20 protein-coding genes, 8 tRNA genes and 2 rRNA genes are annotated in these 21,854 nt (G+C 48.5%); 6 read left to right on the top strand and 24 right to left on the bottom strand.

Translation table 11 applies throughout. From position 1 onward, the window contains the following. Nucleotides 1–20 precede the first annotated feature (20 nt). A complete protein-coding gene (gene cmk / locus H3L97_RS04850; protein WP_097114941.1) occupies nucleotides 21–683 on the top strand; it encodes a (d)CMP kinase in 663 nt (220 codons plus the stop codon). A gap of 57 nt (nucleotides 684–740) precedes the next feature. Here the strand turns inward: cmk and panC are convergent, their stop codons facing one another. The 3 genes from panC to H3L97_RS04835 form a co-directional block, all read right to left on the bottom strand. Continuing rightward, nucleotides 741–1,577 (bottom strand): pantoate--beta-alanine ligase, encoded by an 837-nt coding sequence (gene panC / locus H3L97_RS04845; protein WP_097114940.1) that lies wholly within the window; start codon nucleotides 1,575–1,577, stop codon nucleotides 741–743. Between the two features lie 308 nt (nucleotides 1,578–1,885). Continuing rightward, complete coding sequence (locus H3L97_RS04840) at nucleotides 1,886–3,643, bottom strand: bifunctional chorismate-binding protein/class IV aminotransferase (protein WP_097114959.1); 1,758 nt, start codon at nucleotides 3,641–3,643, stop codon at nucleotides 1,886–1,888. A 66-nt stretch (nucleotides 3,644–3,709) separates the two neighbouring features. Next, entirely contained in the window at nucleotides 3,710–4,642 is a 933-nt protein-coding gene (locus H3L97_RS04835) for a mechanosensitive ion channel family protein (RefSeq protein ID WP_097114958.1), read from the bottom strand. A 72-nt stretch (nucleotides 4,643–4,714) separates the two neighbouring features. On the opposite strand from H3L97_RS04835, the gene H3L97_RS04830 reads away from it, so the two are divergent. Next, a complete protein-coding gene (locus tag H3L97_RS04830) occupies nucleotides 4,715–6,022 on the top strand; it encodes a replication-associated recombination protein A (RefSeq protein WP_097114939.1) in 1,308 nt (435 codons plus the stop codon). Nucleotides 6,023–6,174: 152 nt separating this feature from the next. Continuing rightward, on the top strand, nucleotides 6,175–7,011 hold the full coding sequence (locus tag H3L97_RS04825) for a substrate-binding periplasmic protein (protein WP_179655885.1): 837 nt from the start codon (nucleotides 6,175–6,177) through the stop codon (nucleotides 7,009–7,011). Here H3L97_RS04825 and H3L97_RS04820 read toward each other — a convergent pair. The 12 genes from H3L97_RS04820 to H3L97_RS04765 all read right to left on the bottom strand — a co-directional run bounded on the left by H3L97_RS04820 (nucleotide 6,999) and on the right by H3L97_RS04765 (nucleotide 14,981). Further along, nucleotides 6,999–7,154 carry a hypothetical protein gene (locus tag H3L97_RS04820; RefSeq protein WP_179655884.1) on the bottom strand — a complete coding sequence of 52 codons (156 nt, stop codon included), beginning with the start codon at nucleotides 7,152–7,154 and terminating at the stop codon, nucleotides 6,999–7,001. The two genes, H3L97_RS04825 and H3L97_RS04820, sit on opposite strands and share 13 nt — an antisense overlap. 51 nt (nucleotides 7,155–7,205) lie before the next feature. Next, nucleotides 7,206–7,439 carry a hypothetical protein gene (locus H3L97_RS04815; protein WP_143269193.1) on the bottom strand — a complete coding sequence of 78 codons (234 nt, stop codon included), beginning with the start codon at nucleotides 7,437–7,439 and terminating at the stop codon, nucleotides 7,206–7,208. A 20-nt stretch (nucleotides 7,440–7,459) separates the two neighbouring features. Then, a complete protein-coding gene (locus H3L97_RS04810) occupies nucleotides 7,460–8,599 on the bottom strand; it encodes an ATP phosphoribosyltransferase regulatory subunit (protein ID WP_182073100.1) in 1,140 nt (379 codons plus the stop codon). 216 nt (nucleotides 8,600–8,815) lie between these two features. Further along, complete coding sequence (locus H3L97_RS04805) at nucleotides 8,816–9,013, bottom strand: hypothetical protein (protein WP_143269191.1); 198 nt, start codon at nucleotides 9,011–9,013, stop codon at nucleotides 8,816–8,818. Nucleotides 9,014–9,026: 13 nt separating this feature from the next. Then, nucleotides 9,027–10,556, bottom strand: coding sequence for an amidase (locus tag H3L97_RS04800; RefSeq protein WP_097114956.1), 1,530 nt, complete (start codon nucleotides 10,554–10,556; stop codon nucleotides 9,027–9,029). 179 nt (nucleotides 10,557–10,735) lie between these two features. Continuing rightward, entirely contained in the window at nucleotides 10,736–11,302 is a 567-nt protein-coding gene (locus H3L97_RS04795) for a 50S ribosomal protein L25/general stress protein Ctc (protein ID WP_097114936.1), read from the bottom strand. 133 nt (nucleotides 11,303–11,435) lie between these two features. After that, nucleotides 11,436–12,419: a ribose-phosphate pyrophosphokinase gene (locus tag H3L97_RS04790; RefSeq protein WP_097114955.1), complete on the bottom strand. Its 984-nt coding sequence runs from the start codon at nucleotides 12,417–12,419 to the stop codon at nucleotides 11,436–11,438. A 257-nt stretch (nucleotides 12,420–12,676) separates the two neighbouring features. Next, nucleotides 12,677–12,752: transfer RNA gene (locus H3L97_RS04785), tRNA-Gln, on the bottom strand. 16 nt (nucleotides 12,753–12,768) lie between these two features. Further along, a tRNA-Gln gene (locus H3L97_RS04780) sits at nucleotides 12,769–12,844 on the bottom strand. A gap of 66 nt (nucleotides 12,845–12,910) precedes the next feature. Further along, nucleotides 12,911–13,768: a 4-(cytidine 5'-diphospho)-2-C-methyl-D-erythritol kinase gene (gene ispE / locus H3L97_RS04775; protein WP_097114954.1), complete on the bottom strand. Its 858-nt coding sequence runs from the start codon at nucleotides 13,766–13,768 to the stop codon at nucleotides 12,911–12,913. A gap of 15 nt (nucleotides 13,769–13,783) precedes the next feature. Then, the gene (locus H3L97_RS04770; protein ID WP_097114935.1) at nucleotides 13,784–14,374 is read right to left on the bottom strand and encodes an outer membrane lipoprotein LolB; all 591 of its coding nucleotides are present in this window, start codon (nucleotides 14,372–14,374) and stop codon (nucleotides 13,784–13,786) included. A gap of 1 nt (nucleotide 14,375) precedes the next feature. Further along, nucleotides 14,376–14,981, bottom strand: coding sequence for a CDP-alcohol phosphatidyltransferase family protein (locus H3L97_RS04765; RefSeq protein ID WP_097114934.1), 606 nt, complete (start codon nucleotides 14,979–14,981; stop codon nucleotides 14,376–14,378). Here H3L97_RS04765 and H3L97_RS04760 point away from each other — a divergent pair. Next, nucleotides 14,980–15,153 (top strand): hypothetical protein, encoded by a 174-nt coding sequence (locus tag H3L97_RS04760; RefSeq protein ID WP_182073099.1) that lies wholly within the window; start codon nucleotides 14,980–14,982, stop codon nucleotides 15,151–15,153. The genes H3L97_RS04765 and H3L97_RS04760 overlap by 2 nt on opposite strands. Before the next feature lie 59 nt (nucleotides 15,154–15,212). Next, nucleotides 15,213–16,091 (top strand): carbohydrate kinase family protein, encoded by an 879-nt coding sequence (locus H3L97_RS04755; RefSeq protein WP_097114933.1) that lies wholly within the window; start codon nucleotides 15,213–15,215, stop codon nucleotides 16,089–16,091. 100 nt (nucleotides 16,092–16,191) lie between these two features. On the opposite strand, the gene H3L97_RS04750 is transcribed toward H3L97_RS04755, so the two are convergent. From H3L97_RS04750 to pgsA, 7 genes are all read right to left on the bottom strand, one after another. After that, nucleotides 16,192–16,281, bottom strand: a tRNA-Leu gene (locus H3L97_RS04750). Nucleotides 16,282–16,297: 16 nt separating this feature from the next. Beyond that, a tRNA-Cys gene (locus H3L97_RS04745) sits at nucleotides 16,298–16,375 on the bottom strand. A 15-nt stretch (nucleotides 16,376–16,390) separates the two neighbouring features. Continuing rightward, a tRNA-Cys gene (locus H3L97_RS04740) sits at nucleotides 16,391–16,464 on the bottom strand. 31 nt (nucleotides 16,465–16,495) lie between these two features. Then, nucleotides 16,496–16,571 (bottom strand) — tRNA-Gly (locus tag H3L97_RS04735). Nucleotides 16,572–16,589: 18 nt separating this feature from the next. Then, nucleotides 16,590–16,665, bottom strand: a tRNA-Gly gene (locus H3L97_RS04730). A 24-nt stretch (nucleotides 16,666–16,689) separates the two neighbouring features. Further along, nucleotides 16,690–16,765: transfer RNA gene (locus H3L97_RS04725), tRNA-Gly, on the bottom strand. Between the two features lie 78 nt (nucleotides 16,766–16,843). Then, the gene (gene pgsA / locus H3L97_RS04720) at nucleotides 16,844–17,413 is read right to left on the bottom strand and encodes a CDP-diacylglycerol--glycerol-3-phosphate 3-phosphatidyltransferase (RefSeq protein ID WP_097114932.1); all 570 of its coding nucleotides are present in this window, start codon (nucleotides 17,411–17,413) and stop codon (nucleotides 16,844–16,846) included. 220 nt (nucleotides 17,414–17,633) lie between these two features. Here pgsA and hisH point away from each other — a divergent pair, with 220 nt between their 5' ends. Then, complete coding sequence (gene hisH / locus H3L97_RS04715) at nucleotides 17,634–18,266, top strand: imidazole glycerol phosphate synthase subunit HisH (protein ID WP_097114931.1); 633 nt, start codon at nucleotides 17,634–17,636, stop codon at nucleotides 18,264–18,266. Between the two features lie 140 nt (nucleotides 18,267–18,406). Here the strand turns inward: hisH and rrf are convergent. Both rrf and H3L97_RS04705 read right to left on the bottom strand, forming a co-directional pair. Beyond that, a 5S ribosomal RNA gene (gene rrf, locus H3L97_RS04710) occupies nucleotides 18,407–18,518 on the bottom strand. 134 nt (nucleotides 18,519–18,652) lie between these two features. Continuing rightward, nucleotides 18,653–21,540: ribosomal RNA gene (locus H3L97_RS04705) — 23S ribosomal RNA — on the bottom strand. Between the last annotated feature and the right edge of the window lie 314 nt (nucleotides 21,541–21,854).

The raw sequence follows: 21,854 nt of genomic DNA, 5'->3' as shown, positions 1-21,854 counted from the left end.
GCCAAAATGAAAGCAAAATCATGCAAAAAGTCATTGCCATAGATGGACCCTCCGCCTCGGGAAAAGGCACAATCGCCGCGCGTGTGGCACACGCTTTGGGTTGGGATTATTTGGATTCGGGCGCATTGTATCGCCTTACCGCGCTGCACGCCCAAAATCAGCAAGTGGCTTGGCAAGATGAACAGGCGGTTGCCGATTTGGCGGCACATTTGCCTGTGGCATTTTCAGGCAGCCAAATTCTGTTGGCAGGCAACGATGTGAGCCAAAGCATACGCAGCGAACAAATCGGCATGGGCGCAAGTGCCATTGCCGCCCTGCCCTTGGTGCGCCAAGCATTGCTGCAACGCCAACGCGATTTTTTGGGCGAACGCGGCTTGGTGGCAGATGGGCGCGATATGGGTTCGGTGGTGTTTCCGCAGGCAGCCTTAAAAATATTTTTAACCGCCACCCCACAAATCCGCGCCGAACGCCGCGCCAAACAACTGAACATCGCCACACAAAGCCCTGAATTTGAACGCATTTTGGCAGACATCATGGCGCGTGATGAAAACGACCGCCGCCGCAGCGTTGCCCCATTACGCCAATTACCCGATGCGCGTTTGCTGGACACCACCCATTTAACGATTGAACAGGCGGTACAGCAGGTTTTGGATTGGTTTCAGAGCCTGTGTTCGTCAGATTGATGGCTTGATTTTATTCATCATTCTTGCGAATACAAGGCGGATTATGAAAACAGGTTCTCAGGCAGCCTGAATTTCCAAATTGTCAATCAAGCGCGTTTTGCCCAAACGCGCTGCCGCCAAAACCACCAAATTTTTGTCGCCCAAACGCGCCACATTCAGGCTGCCTGCCTCGCGGATTTCCACATAATCCACCGTCCAGCCATGTGCCGATAAAGTGCTTTTGGCGGCATTTTCCAAAGCCGCATAATGGTGGTTGCCTGCCGCCACTTGCGTGCCAATCCATTGTAATTGTTGATACAAACGCGGTGCTTCGGCACGCTCATCGGCATTCAAATACTGATTGCGGCTGGACAAAGCCAAACCATCAGCCGCTCGCCCCGTATCCACAGGCACAATGCGAATCGGCACATTCAAATCATCAACCATGCCCTGAATGATTGCCAACTGCTGATAATCCTTCTTGCCAAAACAAGCCGTATCTGCTTGAACAATATTGAACAATTTGCAAACCACAGTCGCCACCCCACGAAAATGATGCGGACGAAACGCGCCACACAATTCATTTTGCAAATGCGGTGGCTCAACATGATAATTTTGCGCCACATTGGGGTACAGCTCACGCTCATCGGGCGCAAACAGCACCGCCACACCTGCATGGCGCAATTTATCCGCATCTTGCTGCAAAGTGCGCGGATATTGTTCAAAATCCTCGCCCTGCCCAAATTGCAAACGATTGACAAAAATGCTCACAACCACATGATTTTCTTCTTTTTTGGCTTGCTCAATCAAAGCCAAATGCCCTTCATGTAAATTGCCCATGGTTGGCACAAACGCCACGCTGGAAACGGTTTTGCGCCACGCGCGTAATTCAGCAATGGTGTGAATGATTTGCATAAAATTCGCCTAAAATCAAAACAAAACGCGCATTATACGCCAAAAGCCGCCTGAAAACGCGAATCCCATTTTTCAGGCAGCTCTTATTAAAAAATTGCACCCATTTTATTTTAATCATGAAAATTTCAAATTAATGCAAGTTTGTGATAAAAATGATTGGTAAATGTAAGTAACTTTGCCCCCTCTCCCAATGGGAGAGGGCTGGGGAGAGGGTATGCTGCTCCACAAACCCTCTCTCCAACGCTTTCCCAAGGGGAGAGAAGGCTGGTTTATTGTTTCATTTACAGTTACTTATCCCGAATTCACATTCAAATTAAATCCACTTCCAACCAATCGCGTAAGGCATTGCCCACGCAAATTTTATCTGCCGAACTCAACATGGCATGGCTGATTTGCGTTTCGGTAACGCAATGATTTTGCATGAATTGTTCACGCGCCACGCTGGGCAAAATGTGCAAATCCAAACTTGGGGTAAACCATTGATTGTCTTTATAAATCATCACGCTGCTGCGCCCACCTTCCAGCAAATCGCCACGCTCATTAAACAGCAAAGCGTCAAATGCGCCGCTTTGCTCGGCGGCTTGCCATGCGCGGTCATATTCGCTGCGGTGGCTGATTTTGTGGCAACGCAAGGGGTTTTCATTGGGCAAAATGGTGTTGCTGATGATGATTTTTTGTTTGCCAATCAAGGTGTTCAATTCGGCAAGTTCGCTTTTCAGGCTGCCTGAATGTGGCAAAATCAATTTGCAACGGTAAATTTTGCCACCATCACAATCCGCCAAAACGCGCTGAATGTGCGCCTGCGCCTGCTCACGCGAAAAGGGCATATTCAATGCGTAAGCCGATTTTTCCATACGCAACAAATGTTTATCCAATAAAGCAATATTGCCATTTTCCACGCGCATGGTTTCAAATAAATCAAAATTGGGACGCAACTGGCTGATAAATTTGGCTTTCCAAGCACATTCGGTGTATTCATCATCGGCTTGGCTGTCTATGACAATGCCGCTTCCCACGCCGTAAATGCCTTGCCACGCGCCATTTTGTGGGCGCAGTTGTAAGGTGCGAATCACCACGTTCAGGCAGCCTGAATAGCCCAAATCGCTGTTTTCAGGCGACAAAAAGCCGATTGAGCCTGTGTACAAGCCGCGCGGTTCGCTTTCCAGTTGGGCGATGATTTCCATGCTTTTGCGTTTGGGTGCGCCTGTGATGCTGCCGCAGGGGAAGGCTGCCTGAATCAACTGTGCCACCGAAGTATGCGGTTTCAGTTGGGCGCGAACGGTGCTGGTCATCTGCCACACGCTGCCAAACGCGCTGATTTTAAACGGTTCTGGCACGGAAACGCCGCCAATTTGCGCCAATTTGCCCAAATCGTTGCGGAGCAAATCCACAATCATGGTGTTTTCGGCACGGTTTTTGGGGTCGTTGTGCAGATTTTGGGCGCGTTCATCGTCCAAACCATCGTGCAAAATGGGGGCTGTGCCTTTCATGGGTTCGGTTTGCACCACGCCATCTGATTGAATTTTCAAAAACAATTCGGGCGAAAAACACAAAGTCCAATCGTTTTCAGGCAGCCGCGCCAACACGCCAAACGGCACTTTTTGACGCAAATGCCGATACAGTTGCACGGGCGAACCGTAGGCACGCAAATGCAAACGCACGGTGTAATTGATTTGATAGCAGTCGCCTTGCTTGATGTGTTCGTGAATCTTTTCAATGCTTTGGCGATATTGCTCTGCCGAAACATTCATTTGTGGCGTGGAAATGGCGCAGGGTTCATCGCCAGCCTGCTCTGCCAGCCAAGTTTGCGGCTGGGCGATGGGCGTTTTTTGGGCAAACCACACGATTTTCAGGCTGCCTGAACCCAAATCGCCCAATTTTTGCAATGGCAAACCCCATTCATAATCGGCAAAAATCGCACTGTGCCAACCGCGTTGCCAACCTGCTTGCAAGCGTTCGTCCAACTGGTTAAGTTGTTGTGGCGATAGGGTTTCTTGTTCACAAAAATCGTGCAATAAAATGGCGTGGTCGGCACACGCATCGTCAAATAAAACAAAGGGATTCATGATGTTCAGGCTGCCTGATTGTTGATTTATTGTCATTTTAAAAATAGATTTGGTGCAATTTTTTCATTAAATTTTGTGATTGAGCGTAAAGCCATTTGCCAATATGGGGCGCGTGTTGGCGTTGGCTGGCGGCGGTGTGGCTGTATCGTCAAGCGGCAAATTGTTGAGCAGACGGTATTGTATCCGCATAAATTCATCAATCACATCTTGTTGAATGGAAAGGCGAATTGCCAAGGGCGAGGCAAACCGCACCACCAAACGATACACTTTATCATCGTGTGGCACGCGGCTGATATGCGGTTCGGCGGCGGGTGTGATGAACAGTTTTTGCAACTGCACGACTTCAAAATAATCGGCAATTTCATCGGTGTGTCGGCGCGTTTGGCGGTGCAACACGGCTTGCAAGCGCGGCACAATGACATCGGAATCCAAATGAATTGGCACGGGAATTTCAAATAAATGAACCACATAATGCCCCAAAATATTGTCGCGATAAAGCGGTGCGCTCAACAGCAAACTGTTGGGAAACGACACGGTTTTGCCCGACAATCGCCCAATCAGGCTGTGCGAACCGATTTGCATGACCAGCGTGTTGAGCAAGTTGATGTCCACCACCCGTCCGCGTATGTGGTTGATTTCAATAAAATCGCCTACGGAATATTGCTTGGTTACGGCGCGCAGCAGGCTGCCTGAAAGACACATCAACAATTCTTTCAACGCCAAAACCAATGCCGCTGCCACCGCCATCATGGACAATGCCAAATGCTGAATTTGCGTTGCCCACACGCTAAACAAACCCAAAATCATCATCGCCAACATCACGTTGCGGCTCATGACCAAAAAGCGGCGTTTTTGTTCCAATTCCCAATCGTTGTGGTGGTGCAAATGGGCGCGTAGCCACAGGCTGCGTCCCAGCACCGCACCCACAATAATCAGCAACGAATAAAACCATTGACTGTGTTGCGAAAAATAATCAAAAATGTGTGTTTCACTTATCATTTTATGCGCTTTCAGGCTGCCTGAAAAAGGCAAATTGTAGCCGAAAATGCCTGTTTTAACGAAAAGAAATTCATGCAAAACGATTTAGATTTCAACCACACCACACCGCCGCTTGCCGAACGCTTGCGCCCCACCACTTTGGACGAAATGGTGGGGCAAAGCCATTTGATTGGCGCACACCAGCCTTTGCGTTTGGCTTTGCAAAGTGGCGTGCCGCATTCCATGATTTTGTGGGGCAGCACGGGCATAGGCAAAACCACTTTGGCGCGGATTTTGGCGCAAGGTTTTGGGGCACAATTCATTGCTTTATCGGCGGTTTTGTCGGGCGTGAAGGAAATCCGCGACACCATCGCCCAAGCCCAAATCGCGCAACAACAAGGCAAACGCACCATTGTTTTCGTTGATGAAGTACACCGTTTCAACAAAGCGCAACAAGACGCATTTTTGCCCCATCTTGAAAGCGGCTTGCTCACATTCATTGGCGCGACCACCGAAAATCCGTCTTTTGAAGTGAACCCTGCCCTGCTTTCTCGCGCCCAAGTTTATGTTTTGAAACCGTTAAATGAAACGGAATTGGCGCAACTGTGCCACAAAGTTTTCAGGCTGCCTGAAAACCATGGCGTGCAGCTCAACGCGGCAGCCCAAAATCTCATCATCAAAAATGCCGATGGCGATGCGCGTCAATTATTGAACATGCTGGAACAAATGCTCAACGCCGCCCACAGCCAACACCGCAACCACATAGACGAGACCTTTGCCGCACAAACCTTGGGCGAACGAATCCGCCGTTTTGACAAAGGCGGCGAACAGTTTTACAACCAAATTTCCGCCCTACACAAATCGGTACGCGGCTCGCACCCCAATGCCGCCCTGTATTGGTTTTGCCGCATGCTGGACGGTGGTGCAGACCCACGTTATTTGGCGCGGCGCATTGTCCGCATGGCTTGGGAAGACATTGGCTTGGCAGACCCCCGCGCCATGCACATTGCCAACGATGCCGCACAAACCTACGAACGGCTCGGCTCGCCCGAAGGCGAATTGGCACTGGCGCAAGCGGTGTTGTATTTGGCAAGCGCGGCAAAATCCAACGCAGGCTATGTGGCATACAACAAAATGCGCGAATTTGTGCAACAAAATGGCAGCCAACCTGTACCTGTGCATTTGTGCAACGCGCCCACCAAATTGATGGCAGAATTGGGCTATGGACACGATTACCGCTACGCCCACGATGAACCACACGCCTATGCCGCAGGCGAAAGCTATATGCCCGACACGCTGCCAGAACCCGATTTTTACCAACCCGTGCCGCGCGGTTTGGAAATCAAAATTGGCGAAAAATTGAATTGGCTCAAACAACTGGACGATTTGGCACAAGAATGATGTTGGCGGATATGCATCAAATTGATGGCTGGACTTTATCTGCCAAAATCCCCATTTTTATGCATTTTTTTGTATAATAATTGCCATAAGCCCCAATCTCAATCATATATGGGGCAACTGCCCATTTTCATGAGATTCTTTTGGAGAAAACAATGCAATCATACTTAAAATTACTGACCGCATTGCCCCTGATGTATTTGGCAGCCTGCGACAGCAACACACCCACAAGCACCGCCCCCAAAGCCAGCGAGCCAGCACCCACCGCCGCCGCCAGCACACCAGCAAGCGACAAACCCAATTATGTGGTAATTAGCCAATATTCCTATCCCCCATTTGCCACACGCGCGGCAGACGGCAGCTTGGTGGGCATGGACATGGATTTGCTCAACGCCATTGCCGAAAAACAAGGCTTTACCTTAACCTTTTTGCCACACAATATGTCGGGCTTGCTGGAAAACGTGAATGAAGGACGCGCCGACATTGTTGCCACAGGCGTAAACATCACGCCCGAACGTTTGGAAAAATACGAATTTTCCAAACCTTATTTGGAAGGCAATTGGGTGGCATTGCTCAATCGTGAAAAAAATAAAGTGGGTTCGTGGGCAGAATTGAAAAACAAAGCCATTGCCGTACAAGAAAGCAGCCTGTCTGAAACCCAACTCAAATCCACCGAAATCACCAATCAACCCCTGTTGGTTAAAACCGTGTATTTGGGCTTGAATGCGGTAAACAAAGGCGATGCGGTTGCCGTGTACGATGTGGACAGCGTGTTGAACACCTATTTCAAAGACAACCCCAACTACTACACCGTGGTGGACGAAAAATCAGGCAAAATCCCATTTGGTTTTGTGATGAAAAAAGGCAACACCGAATTAAAAGCCAAATTGGATAAAGGCATTGACGAAATTCAAGCCGATGGCACATACCAAAAAATCCTTGATAAATGGTATCCCAAAGCCGAAGGCAGCGACAAAAATCAAGCCAAATAATTCAGCCTAAAATCAAACAGCGAAAACACAATCCATTGTTTTCGCTGTTTGATTTTGGCTTTCAGGCTGCCTGAATGTTTTTGCTGGGCAAGAAAATCGCGCTGGCAATCATCGTTAAAATCATGCCCAAAAATCCACTTCACACAATGCCTTTCAAGCATTTTTAAATTGAAGGCGACTGTGGAATGATGTCATCATTTCCCTTGTTTTTCCAACTGTTTTTTAAACATTTCTTCCTTGAATTTCTGATGGTTTCTTTCCAATTCAGTTGGAATCAAATTGGGATTATTGGATTTGATTTCATGCTTGCATTTTGTGCTGTATCTACCCACATAAGCGCATTCATTGGGCGAATTGGGCGGCATGATGTCGCTACACGCCACCAAAAGCCAATGACCCAATACCATTAAAACGCATTTTTTCATCATGATTGTCTCCGTTTTGTGTGTTACACCAATATCCACTCATCGCCTTGTTTTTGCAAACGTTTCAGGCTGCCTGAATTGTCGTTCATGCCATAATCCACCACCACACAAATGCCCTGTTCGCGCAATTCGTTGATTTTTTCAATGGCTTGGGCATAATCGGCAAGTGCCACACGCACCGCTTCGGGGCGCGAACTTGCCGCCAAATACGCCCCAAACACGCGCAAATCAAAACTGAAACCTGTGGCAGGACGCGACCGCCCAAAATATTCGCCTAAACCGTCATAGCGTCCGCCACGCGCCACCGCGTCATGGTGTTCGGGCGCGTAGGCGGCATAGAGCAAGCCTGTGTGGTAGTTGTCCACGCGCACTTCGGCAAAATCAATATGCACCGCTTGATGGGGAAAGGCATGGCAAACTTGTTCTAAAACATCAATGGCTTGCGATACGGCTGTGAGTTGCGGCAAACGCTGCTTGGCTGCCTGTAAAATGTCGCGTCCGCCATACAATTCAGGCAAGGTGGCGAGTGCGTTTGTCCAAATGTCGTCCAGTTGCCAGCTTTTTGCCAAATCGCGGACGGCTTCGCGGTCTTTGTTTTGCATGGTGGCAAGCAACTGGCGGCTTTGATTTTCTTGCAGATTTGCCGCTTGTGCCAATGCGCGGAACACGCCCAAATGCCCCAATGACAAAATGGCGTTGTTGATGCCGCCCAATTTCAGGCTTTTTATCATTAAATCAATGAGTTCAATATCGGCGGCTGTGCCTGCGTAGCCATAAAGTTCCGCGCCTGTTTGGTAGGGTTCGCGTGTGGCGAGCAAGCCGTCTGGTTTGGCGTGCAACACGCTGCCTGAATAGCACAAGCGGTTAATGCCTTGATTATGCGACAATAAATGTGCGTCAATGCGGGCAACTTGGGGCGTGATGTCGGCGCGTATGCCCAACTGTCGTCCGCTTAATTGGTCTGGCACGCGTATGGTTTTGAGCGACAAGCCTTCGTCTATGTGGGTGAGCAGCGAATCGCTGTATTCCATAAGCGGTGGGTGGACGAGTTCAAAGCCGTGTACGCGAAACAGGGCAAGGATTTGTTCTTTCACGCTTTCCAGTTGGCGAGCGCGTTCGGGGAGTATGTCGGCGATGTGTTGGGGAAGTTGCCATGTTTGCATGGGGGTGTCCTTGAAATATCATTTACAAAATTTAACTTTACCATAAAATGCGGTTTCAGGCTGCCTGAAACCTTTGCAAAACCTACTTTTAAACTGACGTAGGGGCGGATTTCATATCCGCCCTTTTTTCAATTTATTGATAAGAATGAAAATTTCTGCGAACCTAAACGGGGCAGATATGAAATCTGCCCCTACAAACCGAGTTTTGCAAAGGTTTCAGCCTTTCAGTACACGACATTTTGTAGGTCGGGCATTCATGCCCGACAATGTGCCGTGATTTCTCATGTCGGGCATGAATGCCCGACCTACGGAAATGATTTTTTGTCGTGTACTGAAAGGCTGCCTGAAACCGATGGTGCTTGCCACCGCCCCCCTGCGTGGGTATGGCGGCGCAACGCCATGAAAAATCTTCAATATCAACCCATCATTAAAGATTCGGCTGCTTGTCTGCCCACGGCTGAATTTGCTCAATTTGGGCTGCCAGTTTCAATAAAATGTCTTCACGCCCGTGTGCGGCGACAAATTGTACGCCTATGGGCAAGCCTTCGTGTTCGCTCATCGGCACGCTCATGGCGGGCGAGCCGCTCATGTTAAATGGCGCGGTAAAACCAATGTATTCAAAGGTTTTGGTGCTTTCGCTGGCAACCATGGTGTTGAACCACCCGCCCAAACCCAGTCTGCCCAACAGCATATTGCTCAATCCGTTTTGCAACACATTGGGCGACATTTCGCCCACTTTGGGCGTGGTGCGCGGACACACGGGGGTCAGCAACACATCGTATTCTCGGAAAAATTCTTCGCAAACTTGCTGTTGCGCCAACATGATTTGCCGCGCCCATGCCATTTCGCCTGCGCCAATGCGTTTGCCCAAATCCAAAATCGCCCATGTGCTTGGCTCTACATCGCGCCATGTTAAAATTTTGCCCATTTGTCTTTCAAAAAAATAGGCGTATTTGGCGATTTCGCCCGACACCAACACCAGCAGGGCGCGTGAGAGCGTTTCTGCGCTGGCAAATTGGGGCGTGCCGTCCACCAATATGTGTCCTGCTTGTTCTAAAATTTCCATGGCGCGTCCGAGTCCGCGCATGATGGGGGCTTGGGTTTCGCCGCCCATCCATGGTTGGGTGTGTATGGCGATTTTTAGGCGTGGCAATTCGGTTTTCAGGCTGCCTGAAAACACGCCCAGTTCACTTTCGGGCAAACCCAAACGCGGATTTTGTCGCAACAAGGACACGGGCGGCGGTGGGCAACGATAAAGCGAATGCGATTGGGTGCGAGCGGCAATGTCCAACATGAGTGCGCTGTCGCGGACGCTGCGTGTGATGACGTGTTCGCAAACCAAACCTTGCCACGCTTCGCCGCCTGCGGTGGCAACCCGACCGCGTGTCGGTTTCAAGCCAAACACGCCACAATTATGGGCAGGCAAACGGATTGAGCCACCCCCATCGCCACCATGCGCGATGGGAACAACACCTGCCGCCACCGCCGCCGCCGCGCCCCCCGAACTGCCGCCCGAGGTGTAATCCAAATGGTAAGGATTGCGCGTGATGCCGTGTAAACGCGATTCGGTGTAGGGCATCAAGCCCCATTCAGGCAGGGTGGTTTTGCCGAAAATCCGCAAACCTGCGTTCACATAGGCTTGGGTTAAGACGCTGTTTTCATTGGAAACATAATCGCGCATCAGCGTGCTGCCTGAACACATGGGGGCTTTTTCCCATTCGCAAAGCAAATCTTTAAGCAAAAATGGCACGCCCGACAACACGGCTTTGGGGTGTTTGGGGAATTTTTCGGAGAAAGCGCGTTGGCGCAAATCGTGGGCAATGAGATTGATTTTGGGATTGACTTCGTCCAAACGATTTAAGGCAGCCTGTAACACTTCATCGCTGGAAACCTGTTTATCGCGTATCAGTTGAGCCAAGCCAATGGCATCGTATTGGCGGTATTCTGCAAAAGTCATGGTTGCGCCCCAATCATAAAAATTTTTATTGAATGGGCGATATTGTAATTTAATGTTGGATAATAGGTAAATGATTGAGCTTGATTTTTTCGTGGCGAAAATGGGGACAATGCGATAAAAAAACACAGCCGTTCAGAAAACGATTCCAAACGGCTGTGTGCTTGCATTCAAAGCAACAATTAGCGTTTTTTACCTGTTACAGTAGCCACCGCCAAATTGCTGTTGCGTTTCAAAGCGGTGCTTTGTACGCCTGCTGGGTAGTTGATGTCAGACAAGTGCAGAATGTCGCCTGCCACCACTTTTTCACAATCCAATTCCAAAGCGGCTGGAATGTTTTTGGGGTCAACAATCACATCAACCACAGTGGTCAGCAAAGACACGCGACCAGATTGCAATTTTACCGCGTGGGATTTTTCCGCATTCACAATGTGAACAGGCAATTTCATGCGTACAGGTTGGTTTACATCAATCGCTTGGAAATCAATGTGTTGCACTTGGCGTTTAACGGGGTGCATTTGGTAATCGCGCACAATCACGTCTTGCTCTTTGCCATCAATGCTCAATTTCAACACTTGGGTAAAAAAGGCTTCTTTTTGCAAAGCGAAGTACATTTCTTTGTGGTCAACGGTAATCGCTTGGGTTTCGCCCACACCGTACACAACGGCTGGGACTTTGTTTGCATGACGCAGGCGGCGGCTCGCACCCGTACCTTGCTCTGAACGAATAGTTGCTTGAATAACAGTCATGTTGATTCCTTAAAATCAAATTAAAATCAAAAACATCGCTACCGAGCGGCGACCCACTCTGCGATGCGTGAAAAATTCAAGCCGCCCCAAAAACAGGGTTTTTCAGGCAGCCTGAAAACGTAAACCGCGTATTTTACAACAAAAATAAAGAATTGGGTTGCACCAAATCTTCATTAAACAGATAAGATACGGATTCTTCATTGGAAATTCTTCGTACCGTTTCCGCCAACAAGCCCGCAATGGACACTTGGCGAATGCGCGAACTGGCTTGGGCAGCTTCGGACAATGGAATGGTGTCGGTGATGACCACTTGGTCAATGTCGGAGGTGTTCAAACGCTCCACCGCACCACCTGAAAACACGGCATGGGTCGCATACGCCAAAACGCGCTCTGCGCCACGCTCTTTCAGGGCGGAGGCGGCTTTGCACAAGGTGTTGGCGGTGTCAATCATGTCGTCAATCAGCAAACAGGTTTTGCCTTGCACATCGCCAATGATGTTCATCACTTCGGCAACGTTGGCTTTGGGGCGGCGTTTGTCAATAATCGCCAAATCCGTTCCCAACATTTTGGCAACAGCACGGGCGCGCACCACACCGCCAATATCGGGGCTGACCACAATCAGGTTTTCAATGCGTTGTTGCATGATGTCGTGGGTCAAAATGGGGGTGGCGTAGATGTTGTCCACAGGTTTGTTGAAAAAACCTTGAATTTGGTCGGCGTGCAAATCCACGGTCAAAACGCGGTCAATGCCTGCCGCCTCCAGCATATTGGCGACCAAACGGGCGGAAATCGGCACACGGGCGGAACGTGGGCGGCGGTCTTGTCGCGCATAACCAAAATAGGGAATGGCGGCGGTAATGCGTCCTGCCGATGCGCGTTTGAGGGCATCTGCCATGGTCAGGATTTCCATGAGATTGTCGTTGGTGGGGGCGCAAGTGGGTTGCAAAATGAACACATCGCGTCCACGCACATTTTCCAGTAATTCTACGGAAATTTCGCCGTCAGAAAATTTTTTTACGGACGCATTGCCCAGCGTGGTATCCAAATGTTTGGCGACACGTTGTGCCATTTCGGGATTGGCGTTGCCTGTAAACACCATTAAGCTATCGTTAGCCATTTCGTCTTCACCTGATGGGTTGGGTTTGTTTCTGGTTTTGAGATTGGGAAACATTGTGTTTGCCCTTTCGCGGATTGGGGGAATTGCCCTTGTGAGGCAGCCTGAATTATACGCGATTGGCTTTTCAGAATGAAGTGTAATGTTGTTTTGGGTTAAATTTTGTGAAAATGTTTTTTCAGGCTGCCTGAAAATTTTTGAAATATTTTGGAGAAAACAAAAACGTGTTTGCAAACCTCATTCTGCAAACACGTTTTATTTGGCTGGGGAGGAAGGATTCGAACCTTCGCATGCTGGAATCAAAATCCAGTGTCTTAACCGCTTGACGACTCCCCAAAAAAGGGATTCCGATTGGCTGGGGAGGAAGGATTCGAACCTTCGCATGCTGGAATCAAAATCCAGTGTCTTAACCGCTTGACGACTCCCCAAGTTCGGAAAGCACGCATTATGCTGTGTTGCGTTTGTTTTGTCAATGCGTCTTGCTCAATCTTTTTTTATCTATTTGATAATATTGAGAACAAAGGGTGTTGCGCCACACTTTGAATGCACCACGTTTGCCAATTTTCAGGCAGCCTGAATTGGATTGCCTGCGCCTGCTCGGGCGTGGCACATGACAAAAACAGACACGCGCCTGAACCCGTCATGCGTGGTTCGCCATATTGCGCCAAGGTTTGAAAGGCTGCCTGAACTTGGGGATAATCTTGTAAAACAACATCTTGCATATCATTTCGCAAGGGCTGCATGTTTGCCCAAGTGGGCTGTGGATTGCTGGGGCTGTTGCGCGGCAAATTGGGGTGGGCAAAAATGCGCGGCGTGGCAACATGTTCATCGGGGCGAAGCAGCACATAATATTGTTGTGGTATGTCAAAATCTTGCAAAATTTCGCCCACGCCACGCGCAAAGGCGGTGCGCCCAAAAATGAAAAATGGCACATCTGCACCCAATTTCACACCCAAATCAATCAGTTGCTGCTGATTGAGCCGACAATCCCACAAATGATTCAGCACCAACAGCACGGTGGCGGCATTGGAACTGCCCCCACCCAAACCGCCACCCATGGGGATTTTTTTGTTTAACCAAATGTCTGCGCCGCATTTCAGGCTGCCTGAATGTTGGCGCAACAATTTGGCGGCGCGTACGGTCAAATCGTGTTCGGGTTCAACGCCTTGTGTGGGCGTGTGCAAGATGATTTGTCCGTCATCACGCGGCTGTATGCTCAATTCATCGCACAAATCAATGAGCGTGAAAATGCTTTCCAGCGCGTGATAGCCATTGGGCAAACGCCCAATAATCCGCAAATCCAAATTGAGTTTGGCGGGCGATGGGTAATGGGGCAAGTGTTCAGGCAGCATGGTTTGGGTTTCCAATCAGTTTCGTGCGGTGCATTGTGTGGGGCTTTCAGGCTGCGTTTGGGTGGTTTCAAAATGGGTAAATGCCATGCGAATGCTCATTTGGGCATTTTCCAGCAACAAAATGCGTGGCGTGTTGTCTTCGTTGAGTTCGCGTGAGATTGTCCAGCCTAATTGTTGCAATTTGCCTTGCGCGTTGAAATGGTGGGGTTCGTTTGGCACCCATTCGCCATTTGCCCACGTTGCCATGTGTTCAATGGGCAGGTTGTAGCCCAAAAGCTGTTCGCTCAATGCCTCTGGCGTATCGGCGGTGTAGATTTTGCCATTGGCATCTTTCGCCAATACGCCCAATTTATCGCGGCAAAGTTGCCCTACGGTATTGCCCACAGGCGTGTTCACATCAATGGTTTCCACCCCGTTTTGGCGCGACCAGTCAAAATTGGCGTAGCTGCCTTTTTCGTTGATTTTCACGCCCAATCTGCCGCTTGCGTCAAAATTTTGTTCGGGGCGTTGGGTTTGCCATTGTTCGGGTTGGGTCATTTGGGTGGATTGACAGGCTGCCAACATCATCAGGCTGCCTGAAAACAACATCAATTTGATTTTTTTCATATTAAATTTTCGCCTTCAAACCATTTTGGAAACGCAAATAGCAAGTGTAAACGCTCAAAGCAATCATCAACCAAATCACCAAATGGGCAAACACATTCAGGCTGCCTGCAAACGCATACCACAACGCCAAAACCCCAAACACCGCCGCACGGTCGCTTTTACCAAAACCATCATAACGGCGACCGTTGAAACCGTGAATTTTGCCCAGCAAACCAAAAATCTCCGTCAAAGCCGCCAACCAAATCAACAAGCCCACCGAAAATCCCCCCAAAGGCGCAACAAACGCAAACGGCAAATACAATGCCGCATCAGCAAGCACATCGCCCGCCTCGTTAAAATAACCGCCCTGTGCCGATTCTTGCATAAACTCACGCGCCATAATGCCGTCAATCGCATTCAAAATCATGCGCAGCAGCAACCAAATCGGCTGCAAAAAAAACAGCCACGACACCCCCGCAAACACACTCAAAATCACCCCCAACAACACCGAAACGATTGCCGCAAATTGCGTAACCTGATTGGCGGTAATGCCGTTTTGCACCAATTTTTGCGCCATGGGGCGCACCCATTCTTGAAATTTGGGTTTAAAAGCATAAGTACTGAACATGATTCAATCCAACAAAAAAATAAAGAAACGAAATGATAACACAGATTTTCAGGCAGCCTTTTGGCGGAATACGGGATTTGCACCCAATGGCAACTTGGGCGATGAAACATTGAATGCCATTTGGCACACTCAACAAGTTTGCGCTTGCAAGCCGACCCAATTTCACACATAATCCACCCGTGTAATCCAATTTCACAAAGCAAAAAATATTTGATTCAAAAAGGAAAAAACATGAAAATCAGCAGTTTTGGCGAAGTATTGTGGGACGATTTTGCCACAGGAAAAGTATTGGGCGGGGCACCGCTCAACGTCATGGTGCGTTTAAGCAACTTGGGCGCAGACACCGCCATCATCAGCCGTTGCGGTCAAGATGCAGACGGCGAAGCCCTGTTGCAACAAGTTGCCGCCAAAAACGTGGCAACCCACCTGATTCAAATTGACCCCCAACACGCCACCAGCTTGGTTAAAGTTTCATTGGATTCAAAAGGCGTTGCCAGTTACGATATTGTCTATCCATGCGCTTGGGACAAAATCGCCCTGCAAGCCGATGCCATTGAGCGCGTACAGCAATCGGACGCATTCGTGTTTGGCAGCCTGTCGGCACGCGATGAAGTATCGCGCCAAACGCTCAACGCATTGTTGCCACACGCCAAATACAAAATTTTTGACGTGAATTTACGCGCACCGCATTACAACCTCGCCCACATTGTGGATTTAATGAAACAAGCTGACTTAATCAAACTGAACGATGACGAATTGCAAGAAATCGCCACATTTCTCGGCTCAAAATACCATTCAATCGAACAAAATATGCGCCTGATTGCCGAATTAACGCAAACGGCACAAATTTGCGTTACTTTGGGGTCGCACGGTGCCGTTTTATGGCAAGATGGCACATTCCACCACCACAGCGGCTTTCGCGTGGCAGTAGCCGACACCGTGGGTGCTGGCGACAGCTTTTTGGGCGGCTTGATTTTCCAACTGCTCCACCGCACCGAACCTGCGGCAGCATTGCAATTTGCTTGCGCCTTGGGTGCATTGGTTGCCGCCGAACACGGTGCAACGCCAAACATCAGCTTGGCGCAAATTGAATCATTCATCAATCCATAATCAAAAGGCTGCCTGAACGCGCATTGAGCATTTCAGGCAGCCTGTTTTTAATGAGCACAAAACAAAAAACAGTACTTTAAAAGTACTGTTTTGCATATTTTGGTGCCTAGGACCGGAATCGAACCGGTACGACCGTTTTAGGGTCGGCGGATTTTAAGTCCGCTGTGTCTACCAATTTCACCACCCAGGCAAACATAAAACTGATTTGGAGGCGGGGGCGTGGATTCAAACCAGCCTGTATAAGGGTTGCACCCCTTATCGCATCAACACTCTGCCACCCCGCCAATGAAATGGATATTTGGAGGCGAAAGCCAGAATCGAACTGGCGTCCACGGATTTGCAATCCGCTGCATTACCACTATGCTATTTCGCCCTTGCTGCCACCGAAACGGCACATAAAAAAATGGAGCGGGAAACGAGTCTCGAACTCGCGACCTCAACCTTGGCAAGGTTGCGCTCTACCAACTGAGCTATTCCCGCTTGGTATCGCAATCAGAGTGGAGCGGGAAACGAGTCTCGAACTCGCGACCTCAACCTTGGCAAGGTTGCGCTCTACCAACTGAGCTATTCCCGCCCTGATTGTGATTTGGTTAAACTGTGGAGCGGGAAACGAGTCTCGAACTCGCGACCTCAACCTTGGCAAGGTTGCGCTCTACCAACTGAGCTATTCCCGCGTTTTCTTTTGCTTAATCAGCGAAAGAAGTCGCCATTATAAGCCAAATAAAAATCTTGTCAAGCCATTTTGATTAAAATTATTGAAATTCTTTCCAAGCCATTTTCAAATAATAAACCATAGACCACACAGTTAAAAATACTGCAATAAACATCAATACGTTACCCATCAAATGCAAATTGATGCCCCAACCCAATAAATCGCGCGAATCAATCAACAACATCATAATCGCACTCATTTGTGCCGCCGTTTTGAATTTGCCAATGCTGGCAACCGCCACACTGTTTCGTTTGCCCATTTGCGCCATCCATTCGCGCAATGCGGAAATGGTGATTTCGCGCCCAATGATAATCATGGCAAACCACGCATAGGTTCTGTCCAATTTAACCAATAAAATCAATGCCACAGCCACCATCAATTTATCGGCAACAGGGTCTAAAAACGCACCAAAATCAGAGGTTTGCTTTAAATGTCTTGCCAAATAACCGTCTAGCCAATCTGTGATGCCCGCCACCATAAAAATGATGGCAGCCGACCAGTTAATCACTTCCCAGTGTATGAAATTTTTTGGCAAATAAAACAATATGGTAAAAATGGGAATTAAAGCAATCCGCAACCAAGTAAGCATTATTGGGATATTTTTCGGCATGGTATGTGTCAATTTCTCGGATAAACCGCAGTCATTTCTTTGTTAAAATACGCAAATTATAGCGGAATACAGCTTATTTTTTTCATTTTCCTTGCTTTTGATTCAAATATTTTTTGGATACCGCTTTTCAGGCTGCCTGAAATGGGGTTTTTCCGCTACAATTATCGCAATTTCGCTCTGAAAACGAGCCACTTTCCACAAAATAGGATAAAGTTTAAAGATGAAAATCGCAATCATTGATTACGGAATGGGCAATTTGCATTCCGTTTACAAATCCATTCAAACAGCAGCCCAAGGCACATCAGCCCAAATCATGCTCACCGCCAATCCCGAAGACGTGCTTCACGCCGACAAAGTGGTTTTTCCAGGACAAGGTGCCATGCCCGATTGCATGAACGCACTCAATCAGAGCGGATTGCGTGAAGTGGTATTGGAATCATTGAAAAATAAACCTTTTTTTGGGATTTGTGTTGGCGCACAACTGTTGTTTGACCACAGCGAAGAAGGCGATACACAAGGATTGGGTTGGTTTTCAGGCAGCGTCAAACGATTCAGCCAAAATCAGCATGATACAGATGGCAAAAAACTGAAAATTCCACATATGGGTTGGAATATCGTTTCACAAAAACAAAGCCACCCACTATTTAAAGGTATCGCACAGAATGAACGATTCTATTTCATTCACAGCTATTATTTTGTGCCAAAATCACCAGAAATCATTTTAGCTACAAGTGAGTATCCCAATGAATTTGCATGTATTATTGGTAGGGACAATGTCTTTGCCACACAATTTCACACAGAAAAAAGTCATCATGCTGGGCTAGTGTTATTAAAAAATTTCATAGATTGGTAAACCATGAACAAAATGCCGTTGCTGACGGCATTTTGTTTTTTTGTTTATGTGATTTGAATTGATGGATATTGAATGGATAAGCAAAAAAGCAAAACCCCAGCACCTAATAAAATAAAAGGAGCTGGGGTAGAGAATAAGGAGTTTGGCGATGACCTACTTTCGCATACGGAGTATACTATCATCGGCGCAGGGATGTTTCACTGTCCTGTTCGGGAAGGGAAGGAGTGGGTCCAAACCGCTGTGGTCGCCAAACGTAAAGGGGGTAAATTGGGAAGCCAATAAAACAAAGGTTTTGTGTTTGTATTGATTTTGTATTTTTGGTGATGACTGAGTCATCAGTAAGCTTTGTCATTTGTAGTAGAACTGTTTAAAGTTATTCAAATGATAGAGTCAAGCCTTACGGGCAATTAGTATCGGTTAGCTGCAAGTGTTACCACTCTTCCACACCCGACCTATCAACGTTGTGGTCTACAACGACCCTTGAATGTGGTTAAACCACAGGGGAAGTCTCATCTTTGGGCGAGTTTCGCGCTTAGATGCTTTCAGCGCTTATCTCTTCCGAACTTAGCTACCCGGCTATGCTTCTGGCGAAACAACCGGTACACCAGAGGTTCGTCCACTCCGGTCCTCTCGTACTAGGAGCAGCCCCCGTCAAACTTCCAACGCCCACTGCAGATAGGGACCAAACTGTCTCACGACGTTTTAAACCCAGCTCACGTACCACTTTAAATGGCGAACAGCCATACCCTTGGGACCGACTACAGCCCCAGGATGTGATGAGCCGACATCGAGGTGCCAAACTCCGCCGTCGATATGGACTCTTGGGCGGAATCAGCCTGTTATCCCCGGAGTACCTTTTATCCGTTGAGCGATGGCCCTTCCATACAGAACCACCGGATCACTATGTCCTGCTTTCGCACCTGCTCGACTTGTCGGTCTCGCAGTTAAGCTACCTTTTGCCATTGCACTATCAGTCCGATTTCCGACCGGACCTAGGTAACCTTCGAACTCCTCCGTTACGCTTTGGGAGGAGACCGCCCCAGTCAAACTGCCTACCATGCACGGTCCCCGACCCGGATAACGGGTCTGGGTTAGAACCTCAAAGCCACCAGGGTGGTATTTCAAGGACGGCTCCACAGAAACTGGCGTTTCTGCTTCAAAGCCTCCCACCTATCCTACACAAGTGACTTCAAAGTCCAATGCAAAGCTACAGTAAAGGTTCACGGGGTCTTTCCGTCTAGCAGCGGGGAGATTGCATCTTCACAACCATTTCAACTTCGCTGAGTCTCGGGAGGAGACAGTGTGGCCATCGTTACGCCATTCGTGCGGGTCGGAACTTACCCGACAAGGAATTTCGCTACCTTAGGACCGTTATAGTTACGGCCGCCGTTTACTGGGGCTTCGATCCGATGCTTGCACATCTTCAATTAACCTTCCAGCACCGGGCAGGCGTCACACCCTATACGTCCACTTTCGTGTTAGCAGAGTGCTGTGTTTTTAATAAACAGTCGCAGCCACCGATTCTCTGCGACCCTGATAGGCTTACGGAGCAAGTCCTTAACCTTACAGGGCATACCTTCTCCCGAAGTTACGGTATCAATTTGCCGAGTTCCTTCTCCCGAGTTCTCTCAAGCGCCTTAGAATTCTCATCCTGCCCACCTGTGTCGGTTTGCGGTACGGTTTTGATTCAACTGGAGCTTAGTGGCTTTTCCTGGAAGCGTGGTATTTGCTGCTTCGTGTCCGTGGACACTCGTCATCACGTCTCGGTGTTAAGAAGGAGCGGATTTGCCTACTCCTTCCACCTACAGGCTTAAACAATCTATTCCAACAGATTGCCAGCATAACCTTCTCCGTCCCCACATCGCATTGAATCAAAGTACGGGAATATTAACCCGTTTCCCATCGACTACGCATTTCTGCCTCGCCTTAGGGGCCGACTCACCCTACGCCGATGAACGTTGCGTAGGAAACCTTGGGCTTTCGGCGAGCGGGCTTTTCACCCGCTTTATCGCTACTCATGTCAACATTCGCACTTCTGATACCTCCAGCAGCCTTTACAAGCTGCCTTCACAGGCTTACAGAACGCTCCCCTACCATGCTAGTAAACTAGCATCCGCAGCTTCGGTTACAGATTTGAGCCCCGTTACATCTTCCGCGCAGGAAGACTCGACCAGTGAGCTATTACGCTTTCTTTAAATGATGGCTGCTTCTAAGCCAACATCCTGGCTGTCTGTGCCTTCCCACTTCGTTTACCACTTAATCTGTCATTTGGGACCTTAGCTGGCGGTCTGGGTTGTTTCCCTCTTGACACCGGACGTTAGCACCCGATGTCTGTCTCCCATGATTGCACTTTCTGGTATTCTGAGTTTGCAATGGGTTGGTAAGTCGCAATGACCCCCTAGCCATAACAGTGCTTTACCCCCAGAAGTGATACATGAGGCACTACCTAAATAGTTTTCGGGGAGAACCAGCTATCTCCGAGTTTGTTTAGCCTTTCACCCCTATCCACAGTTCATCCCCGCATTTTGCAACATGCGTGGGTTCGGACCTCCAGTACCTGTTACGGCACCTTCATCCTGACCATGGATAGATCACTCGGTTTCGGGTCTACACCCAGCAACTGATCGCCCTATTAAGACTCGGTTTCCCTACGCCTCCCCTACTCGGTTAAGCTCGCTACTGAATGTAAGTCGTTGACCCATTATACAAAAGGTACGCAGTCACACCATTAAAGGTGCTCCCACTGTTTGTATGCATCAGGTTTCAGGTTCTATTTCACTCCCCTCCCGGGGTTCTTTTCGCCTTTCCCTCACGGTACTGGTTCACTATCGGTCGATGATGAGTATTTAGCCTTGGAGGATGGTCCCCCCGTATTCAGACAGGATTTCACGTGTCCCGCCCTACTTGTCGTGCGCTTAGTACCATGATACTGTTTTCGGATACGGGGCTATCACCCACTGTGGCGGACTTTTCCAAGTCCTTCTCCTAACAGTGCCATTATCACGCACAGGCTTTTCCGCGTTCGCTCGCCACTACTTGCGGAATCTCGGTTGATTTCTTTTCCTCGGGGTACTTAGATGGTTCAGTTCTCCCGGTTCGCTTCGCCAGTCCTATGTATTCAGACTGGGATACACATTGCTGTGTGGGTTTCCCCATTCGGACATCGCGGTATCATTGCTTTTTTGCCAGCTTCTCCGCGCTTTTCGCAGGCTTACACGTCCTTCTTCGCCTATCATCGCCAAGGCATCCACCTGATGCACTTATTCACTTGACTCTATCATTTGAAGAACCTTTGACTTTGCAGAATACAGCGTTGACAACCATATTCTACTTAGATTCTCAAACAATAAAGCTTACTGCTTTGTTGTGATACCCATCTTGCCTTTTGTGTTTCAAGACGGGTATTGATACAATCATCACCCAAATACTGTTGTTCAATTCTTTTTAACCTGAGTTTTGTTTCAGGCTGCCTGAAATCAGTTTGCAAACTGATTTCAAACCAAATCAAACCAAAATTGTCTTTGTTTGTTGATTTCGGCTTTCCAATTTGTTAAAGAGCGATGCAATCAATTAACTGATAAAATCATC

The sequence above is a fragment of the Alysiella filiformis genome (assembly GCF_014054525.1).
GTDB classification, from domain to species: domain Bacteria; phylum Pseudomonadota; class Gammaproteobacteria; order Burkholderiales; family Neisseriaceae; genus Simonsiella; species Simonsiella filiformis.
Note: the sequence above shows the minus strand (reverse complement) of the source record. Positions and strands in the feature narration are given on the sequence as shown.

Excerpts from the sequence above, each read along its gene's own strand:
- panC (WP_097114940.1), bottom strand. The coding sequence starts at position 1,577 with ATGCAAATCATTCACACCATTGCTGAATTACGCGCGTGGCGCAAAACC.
- H3L97_RS04815 (WP_143269193.1), bottom strand. The coding sequence starts at position 7,439 with ATGATGAAAAAATGCGTTTTAATGGTATTGGGTCATTGGCTTTTGGTG.
- H3L97_RS04835 (WP_097114958.1), bottom strand. The coding sequence starts at position 4,642 with ATGATAAGTGAAACACACATTTTTGATTATTTTTCGCAACACAGTCAA.
- pgsA (WP_097114932.1), bottom strand. The coding sequence starts at position 17,413 with ATGCCGAAAAATATCCCAATAATGCTTACTTGGTTGCGGATTGCTTTA.
- cmk (WP_097114941.1), top strand. The coding sequence starts at position 21 with ATGCAAAAAGTCATTGCCATAGATGGACCCTCCGCCTCGGGAAAAGGC.
- H3L97_RS04810 (WP_182073100.1), bottom strand. The coding sequence starts at position 8,599 with ATGCAAACATGGCAACTTCCCCAACACATCGCCGACATACTCCCCGAA.
- H3L97_RS04840 (WP_097114959.1), bottom strand. The coding sequence starts at position 3,643 with ATGAATCCCTTTGTTTTATTTGACGATGCGTGTGCCGACCACGCCATT.
- H3L97_RS04830 (WP_097114939.1), top strand. The coding sequence starts at position 4,715 with ATGCAAAACGATTTAGATTTCAACCACACCACACCGCCGCTTGCCGAA.
- H3L97_RS04760 (WP_182073099.1), top strand. The coding sequence starts at position 14,980 with ATGATTCAATCCAACAAAAAAATAAAGAAACGAAATGATAACACAGAT.
- H3L97_RS04755 (WP_097114933.1), top strand. The coding sequence starts at position 15,213 with ATGAAAATCAGCAGTTTTGGCGAAGTATTGTGGGACGATTTTGCCACA.
- H3L97_RS04765 (WP_097114934.1), bottom strand. The coding sequence starts at position 14,981 with ATGTTCAGTACTTATGCTTTTAAACCCAAATTTCAAGAATGGGTGCGC.
- ispE (WP_097114954.1), bottom strand. The coding sequence starts at position 13,768 with ATGCTGCCTGAACACTTGCCCCATTACCCATCGCCCGCCAAACTCAAT.
- H3L97_RS04795 (WP_097114936.1), bottom strand. The coding sequence starts at position 11,302 with ATGACTGTTATTCAAGCAACTATTCGTTCAGAGCAAGGTACGGGTGCG.
- hisH (WP_097114931.1), top strand. The coding sequence starts at position 17,634 with ATGAAAATCGCAATCATTGATTACGGAATGGGCAATTTGCATTCCGTT.
- H3L97_RS04825 (WP_179655885.1), top strand. The coding sequence starts at position 6,175 with ATGCAATCATACTTAAAATTACTGACCGCATTGCCCCTGATGTATTTG.
- H3L97_RS04800 (WP_097114956.1), bottom strand. The coding sequence starts at position 10,556 with ATGACTTTTGCAGAATACCGCCAATACGATGCCATTGGCTTGGCTCAA.
- H3L97_RS04770 (WP_097114935.1), bottom strand. The coding sequence starts at position 14,374 with ATGAAAAAAATCAAATTGATGTTGTTTTCAGGCAGCCTGATGATGTTG.
- H3L97_RS04790 (WP_097114955.1), bottom strand. The coding sequence starts at position 12,419 with ATGGCTAACGATAGCTTAATGGTGTTTACAGGCAACGCCAATCCCGAA.